General features: G+C 62.3%; 14 protein-coding genes, 2 pseudogenes, 1 riboswitch and 1 other annotated feature. Of the genes and pseudogenes, 8 read left to right on the top strand and 8 right to left on the bottom strand.

Features of this window, described 5'->3' with window-relative positions; genetic code table 11:
• Nucleotides 1-137: 137 nt before the first annotated feature.
• Nucleotides 138-1,739, bottom strand: a complete 1,602-nt coding sequence (locus OXR08_RS00745) for an ABC-F family ATP-binding cassette domain-containing protein (RefSeq protein WP_267347167.1) — start codon at nucleotides 1,737-1,739, stop codon at nucleotides 138-140.
• A gap of 145 nt (nucleotides 1,740-1,884) precedes the next feature.
• A riboswitch (SAM-I-IV-variant riboswitch) is annotated at nucleotides 1,885-1,990 on the top strand.
• A gap of 36 nt (nucleotides 1,991-2,026) precedes the next feature.
• Here OXR08_RS00745 and OXR08_RS00740 point away from each other — a divergent pair.
• The 3 genes from OXR08_RS00740 to OXR08_RS00730 all read left to right on the top strand — a co-directional run bounded on the left by OXR08_RS00740 (nucleotide 2,027) and on the right by OXR08_RS00730 (nucleotide 4,036).
• Entirely contained in the window at nucleotides 2,027-2,821 is a 795-nt protein-coding gene (locus OXR08_RS00740) for an aminotransferase class V-fold PLP-dependent enzyme (RefSeq protein ID WP_267347165.1), read from the top strand.
• Nucleotides 2,803-3,156: a hypothetical protein gene (locus OXR08_RS00735; RefSeq protein WP_267347163.1), complete on the top strand. Its 354-nt coding sequence runs from the start codon at nucleotides 2,803-2,805 to the stop codon at nucleotides 3,154-3,156. The genes OXR08_RS00740 and OXR08_RS00735 overlap by 19 nt, the downstream gene beginning before the upstream one ends.
• A gap of 142 nt (nucleotides 3,157-3,298) precedes the next feature.
• The gene (locus OXR08_RS00730) at nucleotides 3,299-4,036 is read left to right on the top strand and encodes a class I SAM-dependent methyltransferase (RefSeq protein WP_267347162.1); all 738 of its coding nucleotides are present in this window, start codon (nucleotides 3,299-3,301) and stop codon (nucleotides 4,034-4,036) included.
• Between the two features lie 198 nt (nucleotides 4,037-4,234).
• Here the strand turns inward: OXR08_RS00730 and OXR08_RS00725 are convergent, their stop codons facing one another.
• Entirely contained in the window at nucleotides 4,235-4,582 is a 348-nt protein-coding gene (locus OXR08_RS00725) for a LysR substrate-binding domain-containing protein (RefSeq protein ID WP_267347161.1), read from the bottom strand.
• 242 nt (nucleotides 4,583-4,824) lie between these two features.
• Here OXR08_RS00725 and OXR08_RS00720 point away from each other — a divergent pair.
• Nucleotides 4,825-5,267, top strand: a pseudogene (locus OXR08_RS00720) (IS3 family transposase); the annotation flags it as partial.
• Nucleotides 4,953-5,069 (top strand) — a sequence feature (AL1L pseudoknot). (Overlaps the previous pseudogene by 117 nt.)
• A 227-nt stretch (nucleotides 5,268-5,494) precedes the next feature.
• Complete coding sequence (locus OXR08_RS00715; RefSeq protein WP_267347160.1) at nucleotides 5,495-6,229, top strand: TetR/AcrR family transcriptional regulator; 735 nt, start codon at nucleotides 5,495-5,497, stop codon at nucleotides 6,227-6,229.
• Here OXR08_RS00715 and OXR08_RS00710 read toward each other — a convergent pair.
• Both OXR08_RS00710 and OXR08_RS00705 read right to left on the bottom strand, forming a co-directional pair.
• Nucleotides 6,205-7,485, bottom strand: a complete 1,281-nt coding sequence (locus OXR08_RS00710) for a family 1 glycosylhydrolase (RefSeq protein ID WP_267347158.1) — start codon at nucleotides 7,483-7,485, stop codon at nucleotides 6,205-6,207. The two genes, OXR08_RS00715 and OXR08_RS00710, sit on opposite strands and share 25 nt — an antisense overlap.
• A gap of 538 nt (nucleotides 7,486-8,023) precedes the next feature.
• Nucleotides 8,024-8,998, bottom strand: a pseudogene (locus OXR08_RS00705) (IS3 family transposase); the annotation flags it as partial.
• 156 nt (nucleotides 8,999-9,154) lie between these two features.
• On the opposite strand from OXR08_RS00705, the gene OXR08_RS00700 reads away from it, so the two are divergent.
• Nucleotides 9,155-13,273 (top strand): hypothetical protein, encoded by a 4,119-nt coding sequence (locus OXR08_RS00700; RefSeq protein WP_267347156.1) that lies wholly within the window; start codon nucleotides 9,155-9,157, stop codon nucleotides 13,271-13,273.
• Nucleotides 13,270-14,268, top strand: a complete 999-nt coding sequence (locus OXR08_RS00695; protein ID WP_267347155.1) for a site-specific integrase — start codon at nucleotides 13,270-13,272, stop codon at nucleotides 14,266-14,268. The genes OXR08_RS00700 and OXR08_RS00695 overlap by 4 nt, the downstream gene beginning before the upstream one ends.
• 178 nt (nucleotides 14,269-14,446) lie before the next feature.
• Here OXR08_RS00695 and OXR08_RS00690 read toward each other — a convergent pair whose 3' ends face one another.
• Nucleotides 14,447-14,941, bottom strand: a complete 495-nt coding sequence (locus OXR08_RS00690; RefSeq protein ID WP_267347153.1) for an Lrp/AsnC family transcriptional regulator — start codon at nucleotides 14,939-14,941, stop codon at nucleotides 14,447-14,449.
• Nucleotides 14,942-15,134: 193 nt separating this feature from the next.
• Between OXR08_RS00690 and OXR08_RS00685 the strand changes: the two genes are divergently transcribed.
• Nucleotides 15,135-16,199, top strand: coding sequence for a PLP-dependent cysteine synthase family protein (locus OXR08_RS00685; RefSeq protein WP_267347175.1), 1,065 nt, complete (start codon nucleotides 15,135-15,137; stop codon nucleotides 16,197-16,199).
• An 817-nt stretch (nucleotides 16,200-17,016) separates the two neighbouring features.
• On the opposite strand, the gene OXR08_RS00680 is transcribed toward OXR08_RS00685, so the two are convergent.
• Genes OXR08_RS00680 through OXR08_RS00670 form a run of 3 tightly spaced genes read right to left on the bottom strand, consistent with a single transcriptional unit; the run spans nucleotide 17,017 to nucleotide 20,683 of the window.
• Nucleotides 17,017-18,717, bottom strand: coding sequence for a hypothetical protein (locus tag OXR08_RS00680; RefSeq protein WP_267347151.1), 1,701 nt, complete (start codon nucleotides 18,715-18,717; stop codon nucleotides 17,017-17,019).
• A gap of 42 nt (nucleotides 18,718-18,759) precedes the next feature.
• Nucleotides 18,760-19,833: a chemotaxis response regulator protein-glutamate methylesterase gene (locus OXR08_RS00675; RefSeq protein ID WP_267347150.1), complete on the bottom strand. Its 1,074-nt coding sequence runs from the start codon at nucleotides 19,831-19,833 to the stop codon at nucleotides 18,760-18,762.
• A 1-nt stretch (nucleotide 19,834) separates the two neighbouring features.
• On the bottom strand, nucleotides 19,835-20,683 hold the full coding sequence (locus OXR08_RS00670; protein ID WP_267347148.1) for a CheR family methyltransferase: 849 nt from the start codon (nucleotides 20,681-20,683) through the stop codon (nucleotides 19,835-19,837).
• Nucleotides 20,684-20,749 lie beyond the last annotated feature (66 nt).

The following is a 20,749-nucleotide window of genomic DNA, read 5'->3' as shown; positions in this document are numbered from 1 at the left end:
ATAGGGCTACGATGGTTAAAGAGGCCTTACGCACCGCCCGTGAGCTGATGGGCGAAGATTCTCTTTTCTCGATCCCAGTGGGAATGCCTCGGCCATTTCCACGGCCGTTCCCAATCGAAAAATAGCTCAATCGTCGATCACGCCGTCGCCGAATTGTTCACCTCGTCACCGATACGCAACGTCCGTAGGACACCGATCGCATCAAGGAAGCGTGTATCGTGGCTGACGACCAGCAGCGCACCGTCGAACCCCCGTAAACCCCGCTCAAGCACATCGATCGAGTCCAGATCGAGATGATTGGTCGGCTCGTCGAGGATCAGCAGCCAAGGCGGTTGGGGTCCCGACAGCGCTGCGGCGAGTCCGGCGCGTAGACGCTCGCCGCCCGACAGGCTGCCGACAATCCGCTGCGCGTCGCGCTTGCGAAATGCGAAGCGTGCGCAGGCGGCATGGACCGCTTCTGCGTCCAGCGTCGGATGGAGGCGACGAAGGTTGCCGATGATCGTGTCGGTCGGGTCGAGCAGCCCGACATGCTGGTCGAGCATCGCCATCCGCTCGCGCCGGTGCCGTATCGTACCGCCGGAGGGAGAGATGTCGCCGATCGCGAGCCGCAGCAGCGTGGACTTACCGGCCCCGTTCGGGCCGGCGACGGCGATGCGTTCGGCGCCGCGTATCGCGAACGTCCAAGGGCCGAACCGACGCTCGCCCAGATCGACGGTCGCATCCTGCATCGCCAGCACTTCGGTCTGGCTCGGTAGGCCGGTCGGCGGCAGATCGATGGTCAGGGGCGTCAACACCTCGACCTGCGCGCGGGCAGCTTCGCTCGCGGCGGTCGCTTCGCCGATCTGGCGCTCGGCGAGGTGGCGGGCGGTCCCGCCGCTATTTTCGGCGCGTTCTGCACGCGCACCCAGCAAGATCCGCGGCTCCGATCCCTTGTCGGCGAAAGCGCGGCCGGCCTTGTCCCGTCGGTCCTTCGCTTCCTGGGCGGCTTGTGCGGCCTGCCGGGTCCGTCGCAACGCCGCGTCGGCACGGTCGCGCTGAACCTCGGCCTGTTCGCGCTCGGCGTCGCGCACAGCAACGAATGCGGACCACCCTCCGCCGACGATACGGACGCCGACTGGCCTAAGCTCGACGATGCGGTCCATCGCTTCAAGCAGCGCGCGGTCGTGGCTGGCGACCAGCACGCCACCATGCCAGCGCGCGACCAGACGCTCAATCACGACGCGGCCGGCATGGTCAAGATTATTGGTCGGCTCATCAAGGAGCAGCAGATCGGGCCGTTCGATCATCAGCCGGGCGATGCCGATCCGGGTCCGCTCGCCCCCGGATAGCGCGCCCATTGGGGCATCCATATCGATGCCACCCAGACCGAGTTCGTCTAGCGCGCTTCCGATCTTGGCTGGGAGTGCCCAATCGGCCGCATCGAAATCTTCGGCCGTACCAGCCCCCGCCTCGATCCGTGCCAGCATCGCCAACGCATCAGCCACGCCGAGCGCGTATGCGATACCCTGGTCATCCGGCCAATGCTGGGCCAGTCGACCGACTGTGCCGTTTCGATGGATCGTGCCCGCGATCGGCGAAGCGCAGCCCTGAACGATGTCCAGCAGCGTCGACTTACCCGACCCGTTGCGCCCGACCACGCCGACGCGCTCCGTCCCCTGCGACAGCGACAGGTCACGAAAGAGCAAACGGCCATCGGGCGTCGCGGCGGAAAGGGCCGAAAGGGTCAGGACTTGAGACATGGGTCTCAACTGATCGGGTGGCGGATGATCGGTTTCAAGTTCTCGTTTCAGGATCCCAATCGGGAAGAGGCGACCTCAATGGACAGCTGAGTGCCGGCACGTTTTATCCCGAACCTGCGGGCGCTGGGACAGGCGACGTAAAGTGACCATGCATCAAGAGTTGGGGCGACGCCCAACGCCAACCTGCCAATCCGGGCAAGGTGGCTCTCCGCGAGGAGGATGTGGCCGAGCCGGCAACGAAACGGACCGTGATACGCGTCGTCTCCAAAAGAGCAGGGAGCGAACACGTGACGGACGATCGACCAGTTCAGCCGAAGGCATCATCATACTTCGCGAATGCGGCGGCCGGCGTGATGATGTCCGATGTCGTCGAAGCGACGGTTGAGCATCTTCGCCGCGAGGCCGCGATCGGCGCAGTTCCCGCCGCGGCGGAAGCTTCGGACGCCATCGCGGCGGGCTATGCCGCAGCAGCCGATCTGATCGGAGCTGAAGTGGATGAAGTGGCTTTTGTTGAAAGCGGCAACCGGGCGCTCGCGGCGTTGATCCAATCCGCCGCTCTTCAGCCAGGCGATCACGTGCTGGTCGACCGCACGTGCTGGGGCGGCACACTCCATATGTTGTCCAGCTATCCCGGCGTCATCGTCGACGTGATGCCGGTTGACCAACATGGCCGGGTCGATGTGGATGCGGCCAAGGCGCAGGCTCACCCTGCGACTAGGCTCGTCGTGCTGACATGGTGCCCCGCCACCTGCGCGATCTTCAATCCTGCGGAAGCGGTGGGCTTGCTCGCTCGGGATTTGGGCGCGTTCTACATCGTCGATGCGTGCCAGGTGGCGGGTCAACGCTCGATCGACGTCCGCAATCTGCGCTGCCACGGCCTCGCCGCGAGCGGACGCAAGTGGCTGAGAGGGCCGCGTGGCACTGCAATGCTCTATGCATCGCGGGAATATCTGACCACCACCCAGGCATTCATGGCCGACCAATTCGGTCAGGGTCGAACCGATGCGCGTCGCTATGAGACAGGGGGTCGAACGTGGCCGGTCGCGTCGGCTTGTCCGTCGCGTTGCGCGCCGCGCAATTGATCGGCGTGGACGCGATCGCGCGCCAGCTCTCCGACATCGCGGATAGGCTTCGCACCCGCATCGTGGAGGTGCAGGGGGCGGTGATCGTCGAACAGGGGGATGACCTTGCGGGTTTCGTGACGGTGACTGGTCTGGACGTACCCAAGACCTTTGCCGCGCTGGCGCGCGCCGGTATCACCGTCAGCAGTCCCGGCCGCGTCTATGCGCCGCTGGACATGGATGCGCGGGGGTTAACCAGCGTGATTCGGATCGCGCCTTATGTCTTCACCACTGCGGGCGACGCCGATGCGCTCGTCGAGGTTTTGGAACGGGTAGCGATCCGCAGTTCCTCATGAGGGCTTCCCGAGACACCATTCCAATGGGAATGCCCAACCGTCGGGCTGGCGGCCCCGATCGGGGAGGTCGCGAGTCGTTGCCGATCGATCTGGCGCAGCGGGGAGCAAACGAATAAACCGTCGCTATCCGAAGGGGGCAATTGTGAGCAACGTTCAGCAACATTACGATGATCTATTAGCCGCTCATTATTCGTGGATGAGCGGGATCACCTTTGCAGATAAGGTAGCCGAGCAACGTAACCTTCTCAATAATTTTGGGTTTGCGGACGGTGATCGGGGATGCGCGGTCGACTTGGGATGCGGCCCAGGCTATCAGGCAATGGCGCTGAGCGAGCTTGGCTACGGCAACGTGATCGCACTCGACACCAGCGAAGCCCTGCTCAACGAGTTACGTTCTGCCAGCCAAGACCAGTCTATCAACGCCGTTCTCGCCGATCTTCGTGACATTGGAAGCCATGTCGGCGAGGGAGCGGCGGATGCGATCGTGTGTATGGGAGACACGATCACGCATCTCGACCACCGCGACGACGTGTCGAGGTTGCTGGAAGATGCCTACCGCGCTTTGCGCTCCGGCGGGCGGCTCGCACTGACCTACCGGGATTTCTCATCGGAACTGACCGGAACCGATCGATTCATTCCGGTACGGTCGGACGATCAGCGCATCATGACCTGCGTGCTGGAGTACGAAGCCGATCATGTCGTTGTGACAGACCTCATCCATCTACGAACCGATGCCGGATGGCAGCTTCAAAAGAGCAATTACCGAAAGCTCCGGCTATCGCCGTCGTGGGTCGCGGAAATGCTGCGGGGGGCAGGCTATGTGATCGAGGTTGATGCCCCCATCGGTCGTATGCAGACCGTCGTCGCTTGCAAGCCATAACGGCAGTATCTCGAGACTCGATCGAATACGAGATACGCGGTGGGCGCTCTGCCAGCTTCAGCGTGTCAGCGAACCGGCAGCACGAACAACCTGATCGCGTAACCATCGATGAAGCGGATCATCCTGCCGCCGCTCGTGCCAGATCATCGTCGTAGTGATCCGCGAAAGTAGAAGCGGCATCGGGATGCACGATACCGGTCACGTTGCCGCGAACCGACGTGCGAGCCGCTCGGGTAGCGAGATCACCATGTCGCTCTCAGCGACGATGGCGACTGCGCTCACAAAGTGCGGCATGCGCGCCGCGATCCGCGGACACAATCCGGCGCCTGATAATGCGAGATCGACGGCGCTCTCGCCCATGCCGGAAATCTGGACCGTGATATGACACATGGCCGCAAAGCTGGCAGGTGTTGGGGGCTGAATCGTAGCGGGATGGTCGCGACGGACCAGGCAGGCATAATCCTCCTCATACAGGACCCGCCGAAAGAGGCTGGCGGGCAGGTTCTCGAACACCCCTAGCGCCAGATCGACCGAACCGCTTGTCACCTAAGCGACATTGTCGCCGCTTGGCTGCGGCAGGTCTGAACCGCGCCGGGCTTGTCGGAGACCCCAACTCCTGAGAGGAAGGGGCTATGACGAGCAAGACGACGAACAAGTTTTCGCCTACGGTGCGCGCGCGTGCGGTGCGGATGGTTCTGGACCATAAGAAGGATCATCCGCCGCGTTGGGCCGCGGTGGTGTAGCTCGCGGCGAAGATCAGATGCGCGAGGCCGACGCTGCACGAGTGGGTGAAGAAGGCCGAGGTCGACAGTGGCGTCCGCGCCGGGGTGCCGAGCGATGTTGCCGATCGGATAAAGGCGCTGGAACGCGAGAACCGCGAGCTGCGCCAGGCCAACGAGATCCTGCGTAAGGCGTCGGCGTATTTCGCGATGGCGGAGCTCGACCGCCGAGCGAAGTGATGGTGCCGTTCATCGACGCGCGTCGCAAGGTGTACGGGGTCGAGCCGATCTGCCGGGTTCTGCCGATCGCCCCGTCCACCTATCATGCTCATGCAGCCAGGAGGATTGAGCCGACCAGACGGTCGGCTCGGTTTTAGCGTCACGATGCGCTCGGACCGGAAGTGCGCCGCGTGTTCGAGAAGAACTTCCACGTCTACGGCGTGCGCAAGGTCTGGCGGCAGCTGCGGCGCGAAGGGTTCGAAGTCGCTCGTTGCACCGTTGCCCGACTGCTGCTCGAGCCTATCGGCAACATTCCGCTCGCCGAGGCTGAAGAGCAATACTATGCTGCCGCGAACATCGTCGATATGGCAGGGTGACTCCCATCCAGCGGCCCCCGGCAAACCCGGCGCAGTTCACACCCGTTAAGGCGTTAGTTACGCAAGACATATTGAAGAAGCGGCCTCTAGATATCCGCTAGGCCACCTTGCGACCGTCAGGGTGACGGCGTAGTGTGCTCACTATGGAAGGCGAGACACCAACGTTTAGTAGCGGTGCAGAGGAGTTCGTCACACCCAGACGTCGCCACTATCGATCGGCGAGCCGGGACGAGCAGAAGCGTGCCACGCGTAGTCGTATCTTGGAGTGCGCGCTTCAGCATTTCAGTGAGCGCGGCTTCGAAGCAGCTTCACTGCGAGACATCGCGGCTGGATCGGAAGTCACGCATGGGGTGATCCGGTTACACTTCGGGGGAAAGGAAGAGCTTTGGCGCGCGGCTATCGACATGATGTTCGAGCGCCAGCGCATGGAGCTTGATCTCCGTAAATGGCACAACCATGACCAGCTGACAACAAGCGATCTGCAAATCCTCATCCACGATTATGTTCGATATTGCGCCCGGCATACGGAGCATGTGCGGATCATGATGCATGAGTCGCTAAGAGAGAGCGACCGGGTACGCTGGTTGGTCGAGCAGCATGTGAGACCAACCCAAGGTCCGATTTACGCGCTGCTGAAGCGGGCGATGGAAGAAGGCATTCTAGCAAATGCTCCTCTTCCATCGCTTATATATATCTGGACGGCTGCCTCACAGACCATCTTCGCCTTGGCTGCGGAAGCGCGTCATCTGTTCAATATCGATGTGAATGAGCCCGCATCTATAGATGCGCATGCCGAGGCGATCTGCGCAATTTTGATTCGTCCGGGCGCGTCTGGGAGCCGAATGCGTACAGGTCAGATCCGGTTGGAACGCGCGTAGCGACCCAGATGCAGGGCACTGGGCTTCGGCGTGCGACGGAACGTGCCCCTGTCGACGCTAACCAACCCAAACTTTGGACGATACCCCAAGACCCATTCGAAATTGTCCAAGAGAGACCAGTGAATATAACCGCGCACATCGATGCCGTCGTCAATGCAACGCCGCACCTCCCGAAGCGCGCCGTCGATATATGCCACGCGGCGCGTATCATCCTCCGTTGCAACGCCATTTTCAGTGACGTAGACTGGCTTACCGGTGATCGCCGCCGCATAGCGGATAGTTCCGCCCACAGCCGAGGGGTAAAATTCCGACTCCATCTGAGTTCGCTCCGCATTTTCAGGTATCGGAAGGTCCCCGTCAGGACCGACTAGGTTGCGCGTATACGTCTGCACGCCAACGAAGTCGCTACCGCGAGCCGCCTCTAGCCATGCTCCATAAAGGGTGCGGCGCTTCTCCTCTGCTTGATTGACGTCTCCAACTCCCTGCTCATCGGCAATTGCGAGGCTTGGGCCGACGAGGAACGAACCGGGGCCGGCCTTGATCGCCTGATACCCGGCCCGATGGGCAGCGAGCATGTTAGACTCAGTCCTGTCCGGGTCTACGAACAGCGACGAGCTGAAGTGGTTGGATCCTGCTTCGCGTGCGGCTGATGCGAACATCTGCCCAGCCGCTTTCCGGAGCTCACCAAAGGCCGGCATCGCCGCAAGTTGCCGCGCGATGTTCGGCTCATTGAACGTAATCGCAAGCGCCAGTCGATCGCCAACTGTCCGAGTCAGTCGGTCGGCATAGCGGGCAAACATTTCCGCGCTGTCCTTCTCCTCGAAGCCGCCCAACGCAGCGAACCAACGTGGTGTTGAAAAATGGCTATAGGTCAAAACGGGTGCCAACCCCTTTGCCAAGCATTGATCGACCATACGGCTGTAATGATCAAGTGCAGATTGGGAAAACTGTCCCTTCTCTGTTTCAATCCGCGCCCACTCGGCGCTGAACCGGTAGCAATTTAGTCCCAATTCCGCTACGATATTTATGTCCTCGACGTACCGATTGTAGCTGTCGGCGGCAGATCCCGATGGTTCGGAGAAAATAGTGGGCTTTACGCGCTCCAAAAGCCAGATATCGCTTCCGGTGTTGTTGCCTTCTACCTGATGGCCTGCCGTAGCAGCTCCCCACAAAAAGCCTTTCGGCAAGTTGCCTCGCTTCTGAGCGAAAGCCTTCCGAGCACCCACCGATAGTGCCCCTAACATGGTCGCTGCCATGACGCTTCTCCGGTCCATTGAGCCTTCCCGCATTTCACATTTCCTTCAAGGTCTTGCCTCCGACCGACAACGAGGGCGGACGACATGGTTTGCAACGTGATTGCGACACACCCACCGGGCGGCCTCACATTCCACTATCCGACCGAATATCGAATTACCAGTTTCTACTTGGTGCTTGCTGGCGGGAAGGGTTCCATCCGCACAATACAATCAAGCCCGCGTGGCAAGCTTTCGACCAGAAGATCGTGCCAGATGCGACGTGCACGGTACGTCCGATTATGGTGATGAAACTCGCGCAAACCCTGGCATCGAACTTCCCGTCGCTTCACGGGCGTGCACTGGGGGCACGAAACAGCCCTCCTGTGAAAATACCAGCTTTAAGAACATCTTGGTGGGAGGTATCTTGTACCGACAGCGGTGAGCCATGCGTCGCTGATCGACAAACCAGCGATAAAGGTGCCTCTTTGCTAGTCGTGTTCTGCGGCCGCGCCTCGTTGCAGCGTCTGCGCTACGCCGCGCGTTTCCGGGACCCGCTATTGAGGATCATGAACCAGTGCTGGTTCAGACGCTCCACCCAAAACTTGCCGTTGAAGGACTCGATGAACACGTTGTTTGTCGGCTTGTCAGGGCGGCTAAAGTCGAGCGTGACGTTGCGGGTGTACGCTCACAGGTCCAACTCGCGCGAGATGAACTGGCTTCCCTCGTCGACCCGGATCGACGCCGGATAGCCCACCTCGCTGCACACCCGTTCGGGCACCTCCACTACGTCCGGTGCCCGGAAGCTGAACCGCGGCACCACCGCCGGCGAGAACCGGCTGAAGGCGTCTACAACCGTCAGGATGCGCAGCTTCGGCCTCGTCACGAGCTCGTCATGGACGAAGTCTATGGCCCACACCTCATTCGAACAAAACGCCGCGCAGCTTCCTTCTCTCAGCTTCGCCTTCACCCGACGCTTCGGCGGTTTGTGTCGCAGCTGCAGCCCCATTTCCTTGTAAAGCCGGTATATCCGCTTCGCATTCACTTCCTAGCCTTCCCGACGGAGCAGCACATGAATGCGGCGATAGCCGTAACGCACCCACGTCTCGGCGATCTCCTTCATCCGCTTCTTCATGTCGGCCTGATCCGCGCGACACCCTCGATAGTGGTAGCTCGACCGCTCCGCCCGAAGCACTTCACAGGCCCCGCCTGATGCTGACCTGCCATGTGCTCCTGACGGCGTCGACAAGTTGCCGGCGCCGGTCAGGTCTCAGAGTTTTCGCGAGACGACATCCTGCAACATCGCCTTATCGAGGCTCAGGTCAGTGACCAACCGCTTCAGCTTGGCGTTCTCCTCTTCAAGCTGGCGCAGCCACCGCATTCCCGACGGCATCAGGCCCGCATACTTCTTGCGCCACGCGTAGAAGGTCGCCTCGCTGATCCCCGTTCTTCGACACAACTCGCCGACGCTTGTACCATCTTTCGCCTGTTTCAGCACGAAGGCGATCTGCGCTTCCACAAACTTCGATCGCTTCATCGCTCACTCCGATTCCCTGACCCTAATTCGTAACTGAAATTTCCCAGCTCAAAGCGGTCCAAAACCCGGCAGCAGGTCAGTCCAGCGCTGTCCGATAAAGTCGATTCTCGGACAGCGCTTGGCGGGTCGCTAAATCGGGTGTAAATCGGCGCCGCCATGATCGATCGTCACGTTCAGATTCTCGAGGGTGCCCGCGGGCAGCAGCCGATCACCACCGTATCCGCGTTGCGGGACATCGCGCACCTCGTTCTGCTCGGCGAACCCGGCATCGGAAAAACGACCGTTCTTGAAGGCGAGGCCGCGGTCGCGGGCGCAGCCGTCATCAAGGTTCGCGAACTCATCAACGAAACCGTGACGGCTTCGACCGCTACGCTCTTTCTCGATGGCCTCGATGAATTTCGCATGGGCGCGTCCGACCTCGCCAAAGTGGACGAACTGGTCAGGGCCATTCAGCGAAGCGGAAGTGTTCGCTGGCGCCTGACATGCCGAGCGGAGGATTGGAAGAAGGCTGCCGATATCGCAGCGATCAAGCGCAGCACAGGCGGAGCACCCGTTACCGTTGCCCAGGTTTTGCCGCTCGATCTGGACGAGCAGCTAGAGGTACTGGAAGGGCTTGGCGTCGGCGATCCCGACGCTTTTGTTTCAAAGGCGCATGCCTTGGGGGCTACCGGCCTTCTGGAGAGTCCCCTAAGCCTCAAGCTATTGCATACTTCAGTCATCGGAGGTGGAGCCTGGCCGAAAACCAGATACGATCTCTTCGAGAGTTCGACGTTCGCCTTGGCGCATGAAGACAATGACACCCATCGTCTGGATCGTAGTCGCGCATCCGCAGAGTCGATCCTCGATGCGGCAGCGAAAATCTGCCTTGTTCTGCTGGCAAGCGGTGGAAGATTTGTGTGGCGATCCGGCGCGCTGCCCCCAAGCGGGGATGCCCGAGCGTATCTAAATGCCGCTACCTTGGGTATTGACCGGGCACTTATTGATGATGTGCTTGGATCTTCCCTCTTTCGCGGTGAAGGGGAAGCGTTCGAGCCGGTTCATCGAACGGTGGCGGAGTTTCTGGGAAGCCGCGCGCTCGCCGTGGCTGTTCGAGGTAAGCCAGGTTCGGCTGCGCTTCCGCTAGGGCGCGCGCTTGCAGCCATCACCGCCAACGACGGTCGTGCCCCGACGGACTTGCGCGGACTCTATGCATGGTTCGCGGCGCATCTGGCACGCCTGGGCGAAGCGCGGGACGCGCGGCGGCTGGTCGAGGCGGACGCAGTCAGCGTTCTCGTCTACGGTGATGCAGCCGAATTCAACCTCGAGACGAAACGAGAGTTGCTGGCCAACCTCGATCGGCATGGACCATATTTCCGCGCAGCCGAGGTGGGCGTGACCGCGGTAGGCGGGCTTGCCTGTGAGGCGTTGGCCACCGAATTGGCCGATGCGCTCCAGAAGGGCGACGGGACGCACCGCATGTTAACGGTGTTCGAAGTCCTGACCGCCGGATCCCCGGTACTCTCCCTTCAGCCCATGCTTCGAGAGATCGCGCTCGATCCATCGCGCGAGGAGTGGCAACGGGTCCGCGCCATGACCGCTTGGCTCAGCGGCGGAGGCGATGTGAATGCTCGTCGGCGCGAACTATTCGACGCGCTCGGCAGCGAGACGCCGTCGGGTGCTCGCGAATCCATGCGCGCCGAGTTGCTCGCTGGACTGCCCGCTGATCTGGTGACGATCGAGGATATCCAGTCGGTTGTTGCCGCTTTTGCCACGGCGCCTGGCGACAGCACCATCCTGCGTCTCTTTGGGCTTAGGTTGGCGCTCGAGGATAACCCGCGGTCCGAACTCTTTGATGCGCCGTTCGATTGGCTCCCGCCCGAGGGCGCACGGCGACATAGCTACGACGTCCTTGACTTCGTCGACCACGCCCTCGCGGCAGCAATACGGGCAACGCCTGACGTATGCGCCGAACGTCTGTGGGGCTGGCTTGCCAACTCGCGGGAGGATCGACTGGATGGTGTCGGTGAGTTGACGCGGGCTGCGGTAAAGGCCTGGCGCGAGGCTGAACCGGGCCGCGATGTCGCGCTGTTCGAAGCGATGTTGGCCGAGGACGATCCCAATGAGGGGCCGTGGATGGCTGGGACCTATTATGGGATGATCGGCGGGGAACCCAACGGCGCCATACTCGACCGATTAACCGACCTTGCCCAAGCCGAAAAGGAGGAACGCCAAGATCGGTTGCTCGCTATTGCGACATCTATCGGGCGTCGGTCGCCTGTCGGTGCGGATGCCTATTGGCGGCTATACGCTTATCTCGAATCGATGCCCGATGCAGAGCTACGTGTTGCGGCGCTTTCGACTGTCGAAGTGGAGGATTGGCGTCTCAAACAGGCAAGGGCCGAACGGCACAATATCGAGGAGCGTACACGTAAAAGGGGCAAGGAACTCGACACGCTTCGCCAGCTCGCGCCGTCGATGGCGGCAGGTGCCAACAGCAGGGCGCTTGAATGGGCGGCGAACATCTATTTCCATCCGCGCGACAAGCACGAGGAAGCCTTAACCCCGATCGAGCGGCTCAGCGCCGCCACCGATCCGGCCGTTCTGGATGCAGTTCTCGCCGGGTGGCATTATCATGCCAGCACGGACATTTCCGGGATAACGCCGATGGCGCTGGGCGAGGTCGAAGCGGCCAGAACCCATTACTATTCAGAATATGCAGCGATCGCCGGTCTACACCGGATGCTCGATACGGCCGTTCCCCCAGAGCCGGCCGCGCTGCCGTTGACCTTGGCCATCATCGTCTTGCGCACAGGCTGGATCGTCAAGTTGACCGACCGTTCGGGCAGGATCGAAAACTGGGCTTGGGAACGACTTGACGTCGATCCCGAAGCGGGCGCGCTAGCTCTCGTTGCCTATTGGGAGGCGATCCTGAAGGCGGGGTATGTCGACAGCAACGCCTGGCATCAGCTCGGCAGTGCCCCCGCTGGCGCTGCCGCGGCGAAGGCTCTCAAGCAGTTCTTGGAACGACATCCCTCCATGTCTTCAAAGGTGCTGTTGCCGATGCTGGCAGCCGCCGGGAGACACCTCTCGCGCGACGAAATCATTCGATTGGCGGCCGTTGCTCTTACGGAAACCCTGCCCGATGAGCCGCGTGCGATCTGGTCGCTCGTGGCCTTCGCAACGGATCCGCTAACGCAAAGTCAAAGGCTTGATGACCACGGCATTCACCTGTTCGCGCTCTTCAAGGACCTCACTGGCAGCGTCCTACTCGACGCATTTGGAACCGGGAGCAAAGCCGAACAGATCGCGCTTGCCAGCATGATGTTCGCGACGCTTGCACCGGAGGCCGGCCCCGCCATCGATCGGTCGGACCAAGACGCGTCACGCATCGGTACCTGCGCAACGGCCATGCTGACCAGACTGGCGAATGACGGATCGCCCGATGCGACGGACGCCATTGCTAGGCTGCATACCGACCTTGCCCGCTATCCGGCATGGGAGCCCGACTTGCGCCACACCGCTGAGCAACAGGCTCGTTCGCGGCGCGATCGGGAGTTTCTTCCGCCATCTGCCGCTGCCTTGTGCGAACTTCTGGAAGGGAAGGCACCCGTCAACGCAGCGGATCTTCGCGCTATCGTGACAGCGGAACTGAGGCGGTTCGGCCGTGAGCTGCGTACCGGGCCAAACAGTCCGTGGAAGGATTATTGGAACACGGACAAGTACGAGAAGGCGACGGACCCCAAAGTGGAAAACGTCGCCCGCGACCTCACCCTCAATCGCCTCCAGGATCGCTTGGCCAAGTACCAGATTGCCGTCACCGCGAGCGAAGCGCGCCGTGCCGAGGGGACGCGCGCCGATATCTTGGTGGTGAGCGGCGCTGGCCGCAATCTACCAGTGGAGGCAAAGCGTCATTATCATGCCGACCTCTGGGACGCGGCTGCTGGGCAGCTTCAGGGCTATGCCGCCGATGAGGGCGCAGATGGCTACGGGATACTGCTCGTGTTCTGGTACGGCGACCTTGAGCCGCTGCCAGCGCGGACGGACGGCGCGGTGCCGGCCTCCGCTGCCGAGTTGGAGGAGCTGCTTGCCGCAGACCTTCCGCCGAACCTCCGCGCCAAGACAGACATTGTGGTGCTCGACGCCTCCGCGCCCGAAAGGCGTAAACCGAAGCCGGCGAAGGCCGCCGGGCCCGCCGCAGGGAAGAAGGCAGGTATGACGCCGACCAAGCTAGCACCGGGGTTGAAGAAGGCAGGAACTTCTCCTCGCACCACGAGCACGAAAGAAACCTCGGCATGATGGAGCCACGAGATACGTCGCTAACATTGAGCGATGAAGCAGACCTTGCCCCCCCCTTGCCTGGGCTGCTCATCGCAGAAATCGAGAGCGCTGCCGCTTATGCAAAGGCGTCGCGGGCGAGCTCAACGCAGCGTGTTTACGCGTCTGACTGGAGGATCTTCTTAGCTTGGTGCGATGAGCGGTCGATCGAGCCTCTTCCTGCGGATCCGCGCGCGGTTGCCACCTTCTTGGCGGCAGAAGCCGATCTTGGTGCGAAGCCCGCCACCATCGGTCGCCGTCTGGCAGCCATTGGCTATTTTCATAAACAAGCCGGGTTCCAGCCACCTCAGGCACGAGAGGGCTCGGCAGTCATCAGCCAGGTGCTAGGCGGCATCCGGCGAACCAAAGGTGTCCGACCGCAGCGCAAGCGCGCTGCTGATGGTGACGCGCTTCGCGATATGCTTCGAGCGATCCAGGGGGAAGGGCTGCGAAGCGCACGGGACCGAGCTGTCCTTGCGCTCGGCATGGCGGCTGCGTTGCGGCGATCGGAGATTGTTGCGCTGACGCTCGACGACATCGAACTGGTACCGCAGGGCTTAAAGGTGATCGTCCGCGGCTCGAAGACAGACCAGGAGCGCGTAGGTGCCGTCATCGCCGTCCCCGAAGGTCGCCGCATCAAACCCAAGGCGCTGCTTCTTGCCTGGATGGAGGCAGCGGCGCATCGCGAAGGTCCCTTGTTCCGGAAGCTTACGCCAGCTGATCGTTTGACCGATCGGCCAATGTCGGACCGAGCCATCGCGCGCCTCGTCCAGAAGCACGCAGCCGCGGCGGGTTACGCACCGGAGGAATTTGCAGGTCACAGCCTGCGTGCCGGCTTTCTGACCGAAGCAGAGGCGAATGGCGCAAGCATCTTCAAGATGCAGGAGGTCAGTCGACACAAATCGGTTCAGGTGCTCGCCGCCTATGTTCGCAGTCGCGAACTGTTCCGTGAGCATGCGGGCGAGAAGTTTCTATGATCTTGCGCGACGAGGCGCAATCAACCGACGGTCAGCACCGACCTCCATTCGTCGATCCTCGGCGCACTTTTGCAGTCATCATTCGCGCCCAACAGCCTTACCGGCCATGCCGACGATCTTGAACCCTGAACATTTCCAAAGCAGAGGTGACTCGAGAAATATTCTGATCCGTGGGCGCCTAGCTCCTGCGCATGTGGTTAAGTGGTAGCGCAGTTTCTTCCTTAAGCGTTTCCATCGAAAAATAAGCGCTGACTTCCATGATTGGCACCGCCGCAATCAGCCTTTTGTAGATCGTGTCATACGCCTCAACGCTTGGGATAACGACACGCAGGACATAGTCGAGGTTGCCCGCGAGCCGGTGTGCCTCGACGATCTCGGGCACATCGGCGATCGTCTCCCGAAAGCGGCGCGTCCAATCCTCGCTGTGTACGGCGCGCACGGTCAGGAAGACGGTGGTGGACACGCCCAATCGACGCCGATCAAGCAGCGCCACCACGCGACGCACGAACCCTGCCTGTCTGAGCTGGGTGACGCGACGCGAGGTGGCGGATGGCGACAGCGCAATCCGTTCCGCTATTGCCTGAATTGGCAATTCGGCATCTTCTTGCAGCATGGCGAGACAGGCGACGTCGCGTGCATCGATCAACGGTGGGTCGGATTGTTTTTCGGCCATTTCAAAGCGTCACACGTAAAGAGCGCAATATCCAACTGAGACGCACGCGACATGCGGTAATTAGCAGGACTCCGTCAATCTTTGCACACCACGAGGCCACCAACCGCGCTAAGTTTACGCCTATCACCGGCCACATGGAACAACGATGCTTGAGACCGCCGCCCTGTCACACTTCGCCGAGCCGGATTGCCGCATGGCAACCGAAGCTGTGCGGCTATGGCAGGACCAGGCCGTCCGGCAGATCGAGGCAGACGCGACTCGATCGTCCGACACCCATCTCATCCGACTGGATTTGCCCGGGGAGCCCGCAATTACACTATACCTCAAGGATGAGAGCTCGCACCCGACCGGCAGCCTCAAGCATCGGCTGGCGCGGTCGCTGTTCTTGTACGCGCTGTGCAATGGGTTAATCGGGCCTGATACCCACGTCATCGAGGCTTCTTCGGGCTCGACCGCTGTAAGCGAGGCGTATTTTGCTCGATTGCTGGGGCTGAAGTTCATCGCGGTGGTGCCCGCCGGCACAGCGCGTCCCAAGATCGACGCGATCCGCTTCCATGGCGGCGACATCCACATAGTGAACGATCCGCGCGAGGTCTGCTCCACCGCGCACCGGCTGGCAGCGGAAACCGGCGGCCATTTCATGGATCAGTTCACCAACGCCGAGCGCGCGACCGACTGGCGCGGCAACAACAACATAGCCGAGAGCATGTTCGCGCAACTGGCGGCCGAGGATCATCCGGTGCCGCGCTGGATTGTCTGCGGCGCGGGCACGGGCGGCACGTCGGCCACGATTGGCCGCTTCCTCCGCTACCGTCAGCACGCCACGCGGCTGTGCGTCGCCGATCCGACCGATTCCGTCTTCCACCGTCACCATGCCGACCCCGAAATCACCGAAGCTACCGCGCCGCGCTGCTCACTGATCGAGGGGATCGGCCGTCCACGGATCGAGCCGAGTTTCATGCCGAGCGTCATCGACCGGATGGTCGCCGTCGACGACGCAGCCAGCATCGGTGCTATGCGAGCGCTGTCGGACCGGCTCGGGCGTCGCGTCGGCGGCTCGACTGGCACCAATCTATGGGCTTGCGCCACGCTCATCGAAGAGATGGTGCAGGCCGGCGAAGGCGGGAGCCTGGTCACCCTGCTATGCGACGGGGGTGATCGGTATGCGGCGAGCTATTACGACGACGAATGGCTGCATGTACGGAAAATCGCTTGGCAGGAACCGGCCATGCAGATCACAGCGCTACTTAACGGCTGACGGTTGAGTGGAACATAACTGGGGTGTTGCCGTCACAACCAACCGAGCAAGATGTTCTTAACCCAGCGCCTTTCCATTCCGCATAAAGATTACCGTAGAAGACGGCCATGTCACCTGAGCGATCACCGAGTCCCAGTTACAACGGGGCAGTTCGATGTCTCCAAATCGGGAGCGGTCGTCAAGGAGCGCGCTGCCGTCATCGTTGATGCCATAGGCAACAGGCGGCCACTGATAGTTTGCGCTGCGCTGGATGAGGTTGATCTCGTCGCCGCCTTGCGGGCTGACTTCCGCACTTCATATCGCAGCCGTTTCGATTGTTAGCCCCAACGGCTCGCGTTGACGTTTAGCTTTAAATTTTGGGCCGGGTGCTGTCCTCCGTGTCTTAACCGTGGTATAGATATCACCGGGCGCGGGCTTGTATTTGACATCGATGCGCAGAATTTCACCCAGTCATCTTAAGAGCGACTGTGCCTTGTCCTAATTAAGCAAGTATGACTGCACACCGTCGACGTTGGGTCCGGGCTCGTGCTGATGCGGATCCATAGCATGCCCAAAAAGCACAGCTACCGGCGCTTCATGCTCTCGCTCCTTACCCCTTAGTTCCGCATGGTCTCATCCGAGCTGTGCGATGCGCGGATGGATTTAATCTTGGCGTGTCCTAAGCGCCATTCGCAAGATTGAGGGCGCTAATCGGGCACCCAATTCCTACGTTTGGCATGGTGCTTTGACGCGCGCCCAACCGTAAGACGCTCTCATCAGAAATGCCGTCCTCATCTTCCGTGAGAGTGGTACCATATGCATCTCCGTGATCTGAGGTCTAAAAAAGTCCGTCATCGTCCTCGTCTTCCTCGACGACCGCGCTGACCACGGCGAAGCTAGTTGGCACGTTGGCGGCATGGGCGTCGCGTTCCTGCGCCATCGTGTAGAGTGCGCCGATCTGCGGCAGCAGCATGCCCAGCGCCATCGTCGCCGCGTCCGACAGGGCATTAACCGGCGAGGTCGTCGACAGCACGATCGCCGCCTGTCGCATCGTCGCGCCGAGTTGCAGCTCAGCGCCGATCTCGTCGCCGGCGATCGCCAGCAGCTCGATCAGCTGTCGCGCATCGTCGCCGCCCTCGCGGACCGCCATGTCGGTGCGCTGGCACCCCTCGCGGATCACCAGCAGCGCCTGCGCCAGCTTGCCGCCCATGTCGCCGTCGCCGGCTTCGGCACGCTTGGCCGCCAGCGCGTCGTTGGTTTCGGCCAGCTCGGCGATGGGGCGACCGATCCCGCGCATCGCATTGCCCAGCGAATGGGCGTAGATGTCGACCTCCTGAGCGACGACGGACACCGCCTTGCCCAAATCACCGTGCCGGCGGCACAGCAGCCGGGTGTTGGTAGCGATGTCCTGCACGTCGAACTGGACGCGTTGTAGCAGCGCCAGCCGGCGGGTGAGTTCGTTGACGGTATCGGTAATGAGGCACAGCATTGATGCCGAGCGCTGGTCCGCCTCCTGCAACTGCACGGTGATCACCGCGACCTCGCCGACCGCGTGCTCGATCTGGATCAGGAACGGGCGACCGCCGCGCCCGGCATCGTTGTCGATCAGATCGAGCAACGCGGCGGTATCGGGCTGCAACGCCTTGAGCGAGGCGACGAGCAGTGCCGTATCGCGATCGAAATCGGCGGCGCTGGTTTCGAGCAGCGCGGCCAGCAGGTGGTGGATCACCGCCCTTACCTCGACCTGCGCCGAGACGTCGGGCACGTCGAGAAGGCTGGTGTCGAGTAGTTGCAGCGCGGAGACGACATGCTCCAGCCGCTGGCGCGTGCTGTCGCCGACCTGCAGCGCACCGAGCATCGTCGCGACGCGGCCCTGCACCGTCCGCGCGATATCCGCGACCTGCCGCGCCATCGCCGCGACATCGCCGAGGTGCGCGTTGAGCGCCCCCGCATCGTGGACCAGCCGCCGGGGTACCGCCGGCAGGATCTTGGTCGCTTCGGCGGCGAGCAGACGTCCGGTCTGCTGCACGCTGCCGACGCTGCCCGACAGCTCCTTCAGCTTGGCAAGGAAACCTTCGAGATGTTCTTCCCCGGTGGCAAGACGTTGCCCCATGTCGTTGACGAAGCCCACGAAAGCGGCTTCACCCGACGCTGCGATCTTGATGTTCATGCCATAGATGTGCAGCACCCTTAGCGCCTCGCGCATGTCCATCACATGGTCGCGCAGCACGCGCGAAGCGGCGCCGATCCGGGCCATGTCCTGATCGCGTTCGGCCTGCACGGCGGGCAGTGCCTCCAGCTGGCCGGCGACGTCGGTCAGGCTCGACACCGCAATGCCCGCGACGCTTTCGTCGAGCGCGCCGGTCACCCCTTCGATCGAGTGGATGATGCGATCGATCGTCTCGATCGCGGTGGCGAGCGTCGTGCCGGCGCGGACGAAGCGCGCGTCCATGCCCGCGGCGACCAGTGCCAGTTTTCGTTTCAGGTCGGACAGGTCGATCGCCTGCGCATCGTGGGTGTCGATCCGGATATGCTGCATGGCTTCAGTCCTGGCTGGCAGGGAGGAGGGGGCGGACGGCGGTCATCGGACCGTCGCCTGCAACAATTCGCGGGCAATCGCGTGGAGCGGCACGACCCGGTCCGCTGCGCCGCGGGCGATCGCTTCCTTGGGCATGCCGAACACGACCGACGTGGCTTCGTCCTGCGCGAAGGTGAAGGCGCCGGCCTGCTTCATCTCCAGCAGCCCGCGCGCGCCGTCGTCGCCCATACCGGTCATGATGATGCCGACCGCGTTCGACCCGGCATTGCGTGCGGCGGAGCGGAACAGCACGTCGACCGAGGGCCGATGCCGCGACACCAACGGCCCTTCCTTGACCGCCACGACATAGCGCGCGCCCTGCCGTTCGAGCATCATGTGGCGCAGCCCGCCCGGCGCGATCAGCACATGGCCGCGCATGACGGTATCGCCGTCCTCGGCTTCCTTGACTCCGACCTGACACAGGCCGTTCAGCCGCTTGGCAAAGGCGCGGGTGAAGCTTTCGGGCATATGCTGGACGATGACGATGCCGGGCGAGTTGGCGGGCAGCGCCTCCAGCACCTCGCGCAGCGCCTCGGTCCCACCGGTCGAGGCGCCGATGCATACCACCATCTCGGTCGTGCGACTCATCGCCCGGCCGGTCGGTGGCGGGAGGACGGCATCGGCAGTCAGCTTGGGCGGCGTGGCGGGGCGTTCCATCGCGGATCGAGCGCGTACCCGTGCCCGTGCGGCACCCTTCACCGTTTCGCGAATGCGCATCTTGGCGTCGTTCAGATGGTCGGCGACGCCCACGCGGGGCTTGAGAATCACGTCGACCGCGCCCGCCTCCAGCGCCTGCAACAGCGTTTCCGATCCTTCCTCGACCAGCGACGAACACATCACGACCGGGATCGGGCGCTGGCTCATGAGCTTGCGCAGGAAGGTGACGCCATCCATCCGCGGCATTTCGACGTCGAGGGTGATGACGTCGGGAATCTCTTCCTGGATGTAGCGCGCCGCGGCGAAGGGATCGGCAGCGGCGGCAATCACCTCGATCGCCGGGTCTTCGTTCAGGATGCTGGTCATCGCCTGGCGGACGCTGGCGCTGTCGTCGATGACGAGGACGCGGATCTTGCCCATGTCAGACCTTTCGAAACACGGTGTAGGATGCGGTCGTGACCGGCAGGTTCATGCCGGCGATCGATTCCGAATGGCCGAGGAACAGATAGCCGCCGGGCACCAGGCAGTCGCACAGCCGCTGCACGACCTTTTCCTGTGTCGGCTTGTCGAAATAGATCAGCACGTTGCGACAGAAGATGATGTCCATCGGTTCGCCCACCGGATAGCTGGCATCGATCAGGTTGAGCCGGGCGAAGCCGATCGCGGAGCGTAGCGCGGGTACGATCCGCACCTTGTTCGCCTTGCGATCAAGGGCGTTGACGACGTAGCGCTGGCGCAGGGTCGCCGGGACCGGGTCGACGAGGTCGGCCGGATAGATGCCGCGTCGTGCCGTTTCCAGCACGGCGGTGTCGATGTCGGTCGCGAGGATGCCATATTCCGGGCCGCCGCTCTCCGCGAACTGATCGAGGATCATCGCCATCGTATAGGGTTCGGCCCCGGTCGAGCAGGCGGCGCTCCACGCCCGGATGCGGCGGCGGCCATTGTCGACCAGCGTCGGCAACGCGGTCTTGGTCATGAAATCGAAATGACCGGGTTCGCGGAAGAAGTCGGTCTTGTTGGTTGTGACCGCGTTGATCAGGTTGACCATTTCCTCCGGCGCGGCACTGCCATCAAACAGGTGATCGCAATATTCGTCCAGCGTCGCCATGCCGGTATCGCGCAGCCGCCGTTGCAGCCGGCCTTGCAGCATCGTCACCTTGGTCGGCGGCATCTTGATGCCGGTCTGGTCGAAGATCAGCGTCGACAGCTTGGCGAACCGATGCGGGCTGAGGCGATCGGTCGCCGGGGCAAGGGCAGGTAGTGCGGACATGCGGGTGGCTTCCATCGGACGGCGCCGCACAGGGTGCGGCGTCGCTCAGGGCGGGGGCGTACGCCG

The organism is Sphingomonas sp. GM_Shp_2 (genome assembly GCF_026540875.1).
Classification (GTDB): domain Bacteria; phylum Pseudomonadota; class Alphaproteobacteria; order Sphingomonadales; family Sphingomonadaceae; genus Sphingomonas; species Sphingomonas carotinifaciens.
Note: the sequence above shows the minus strand (reverse complement) of the source record. Positions and strands in the feature narration are given on the sequence as shown.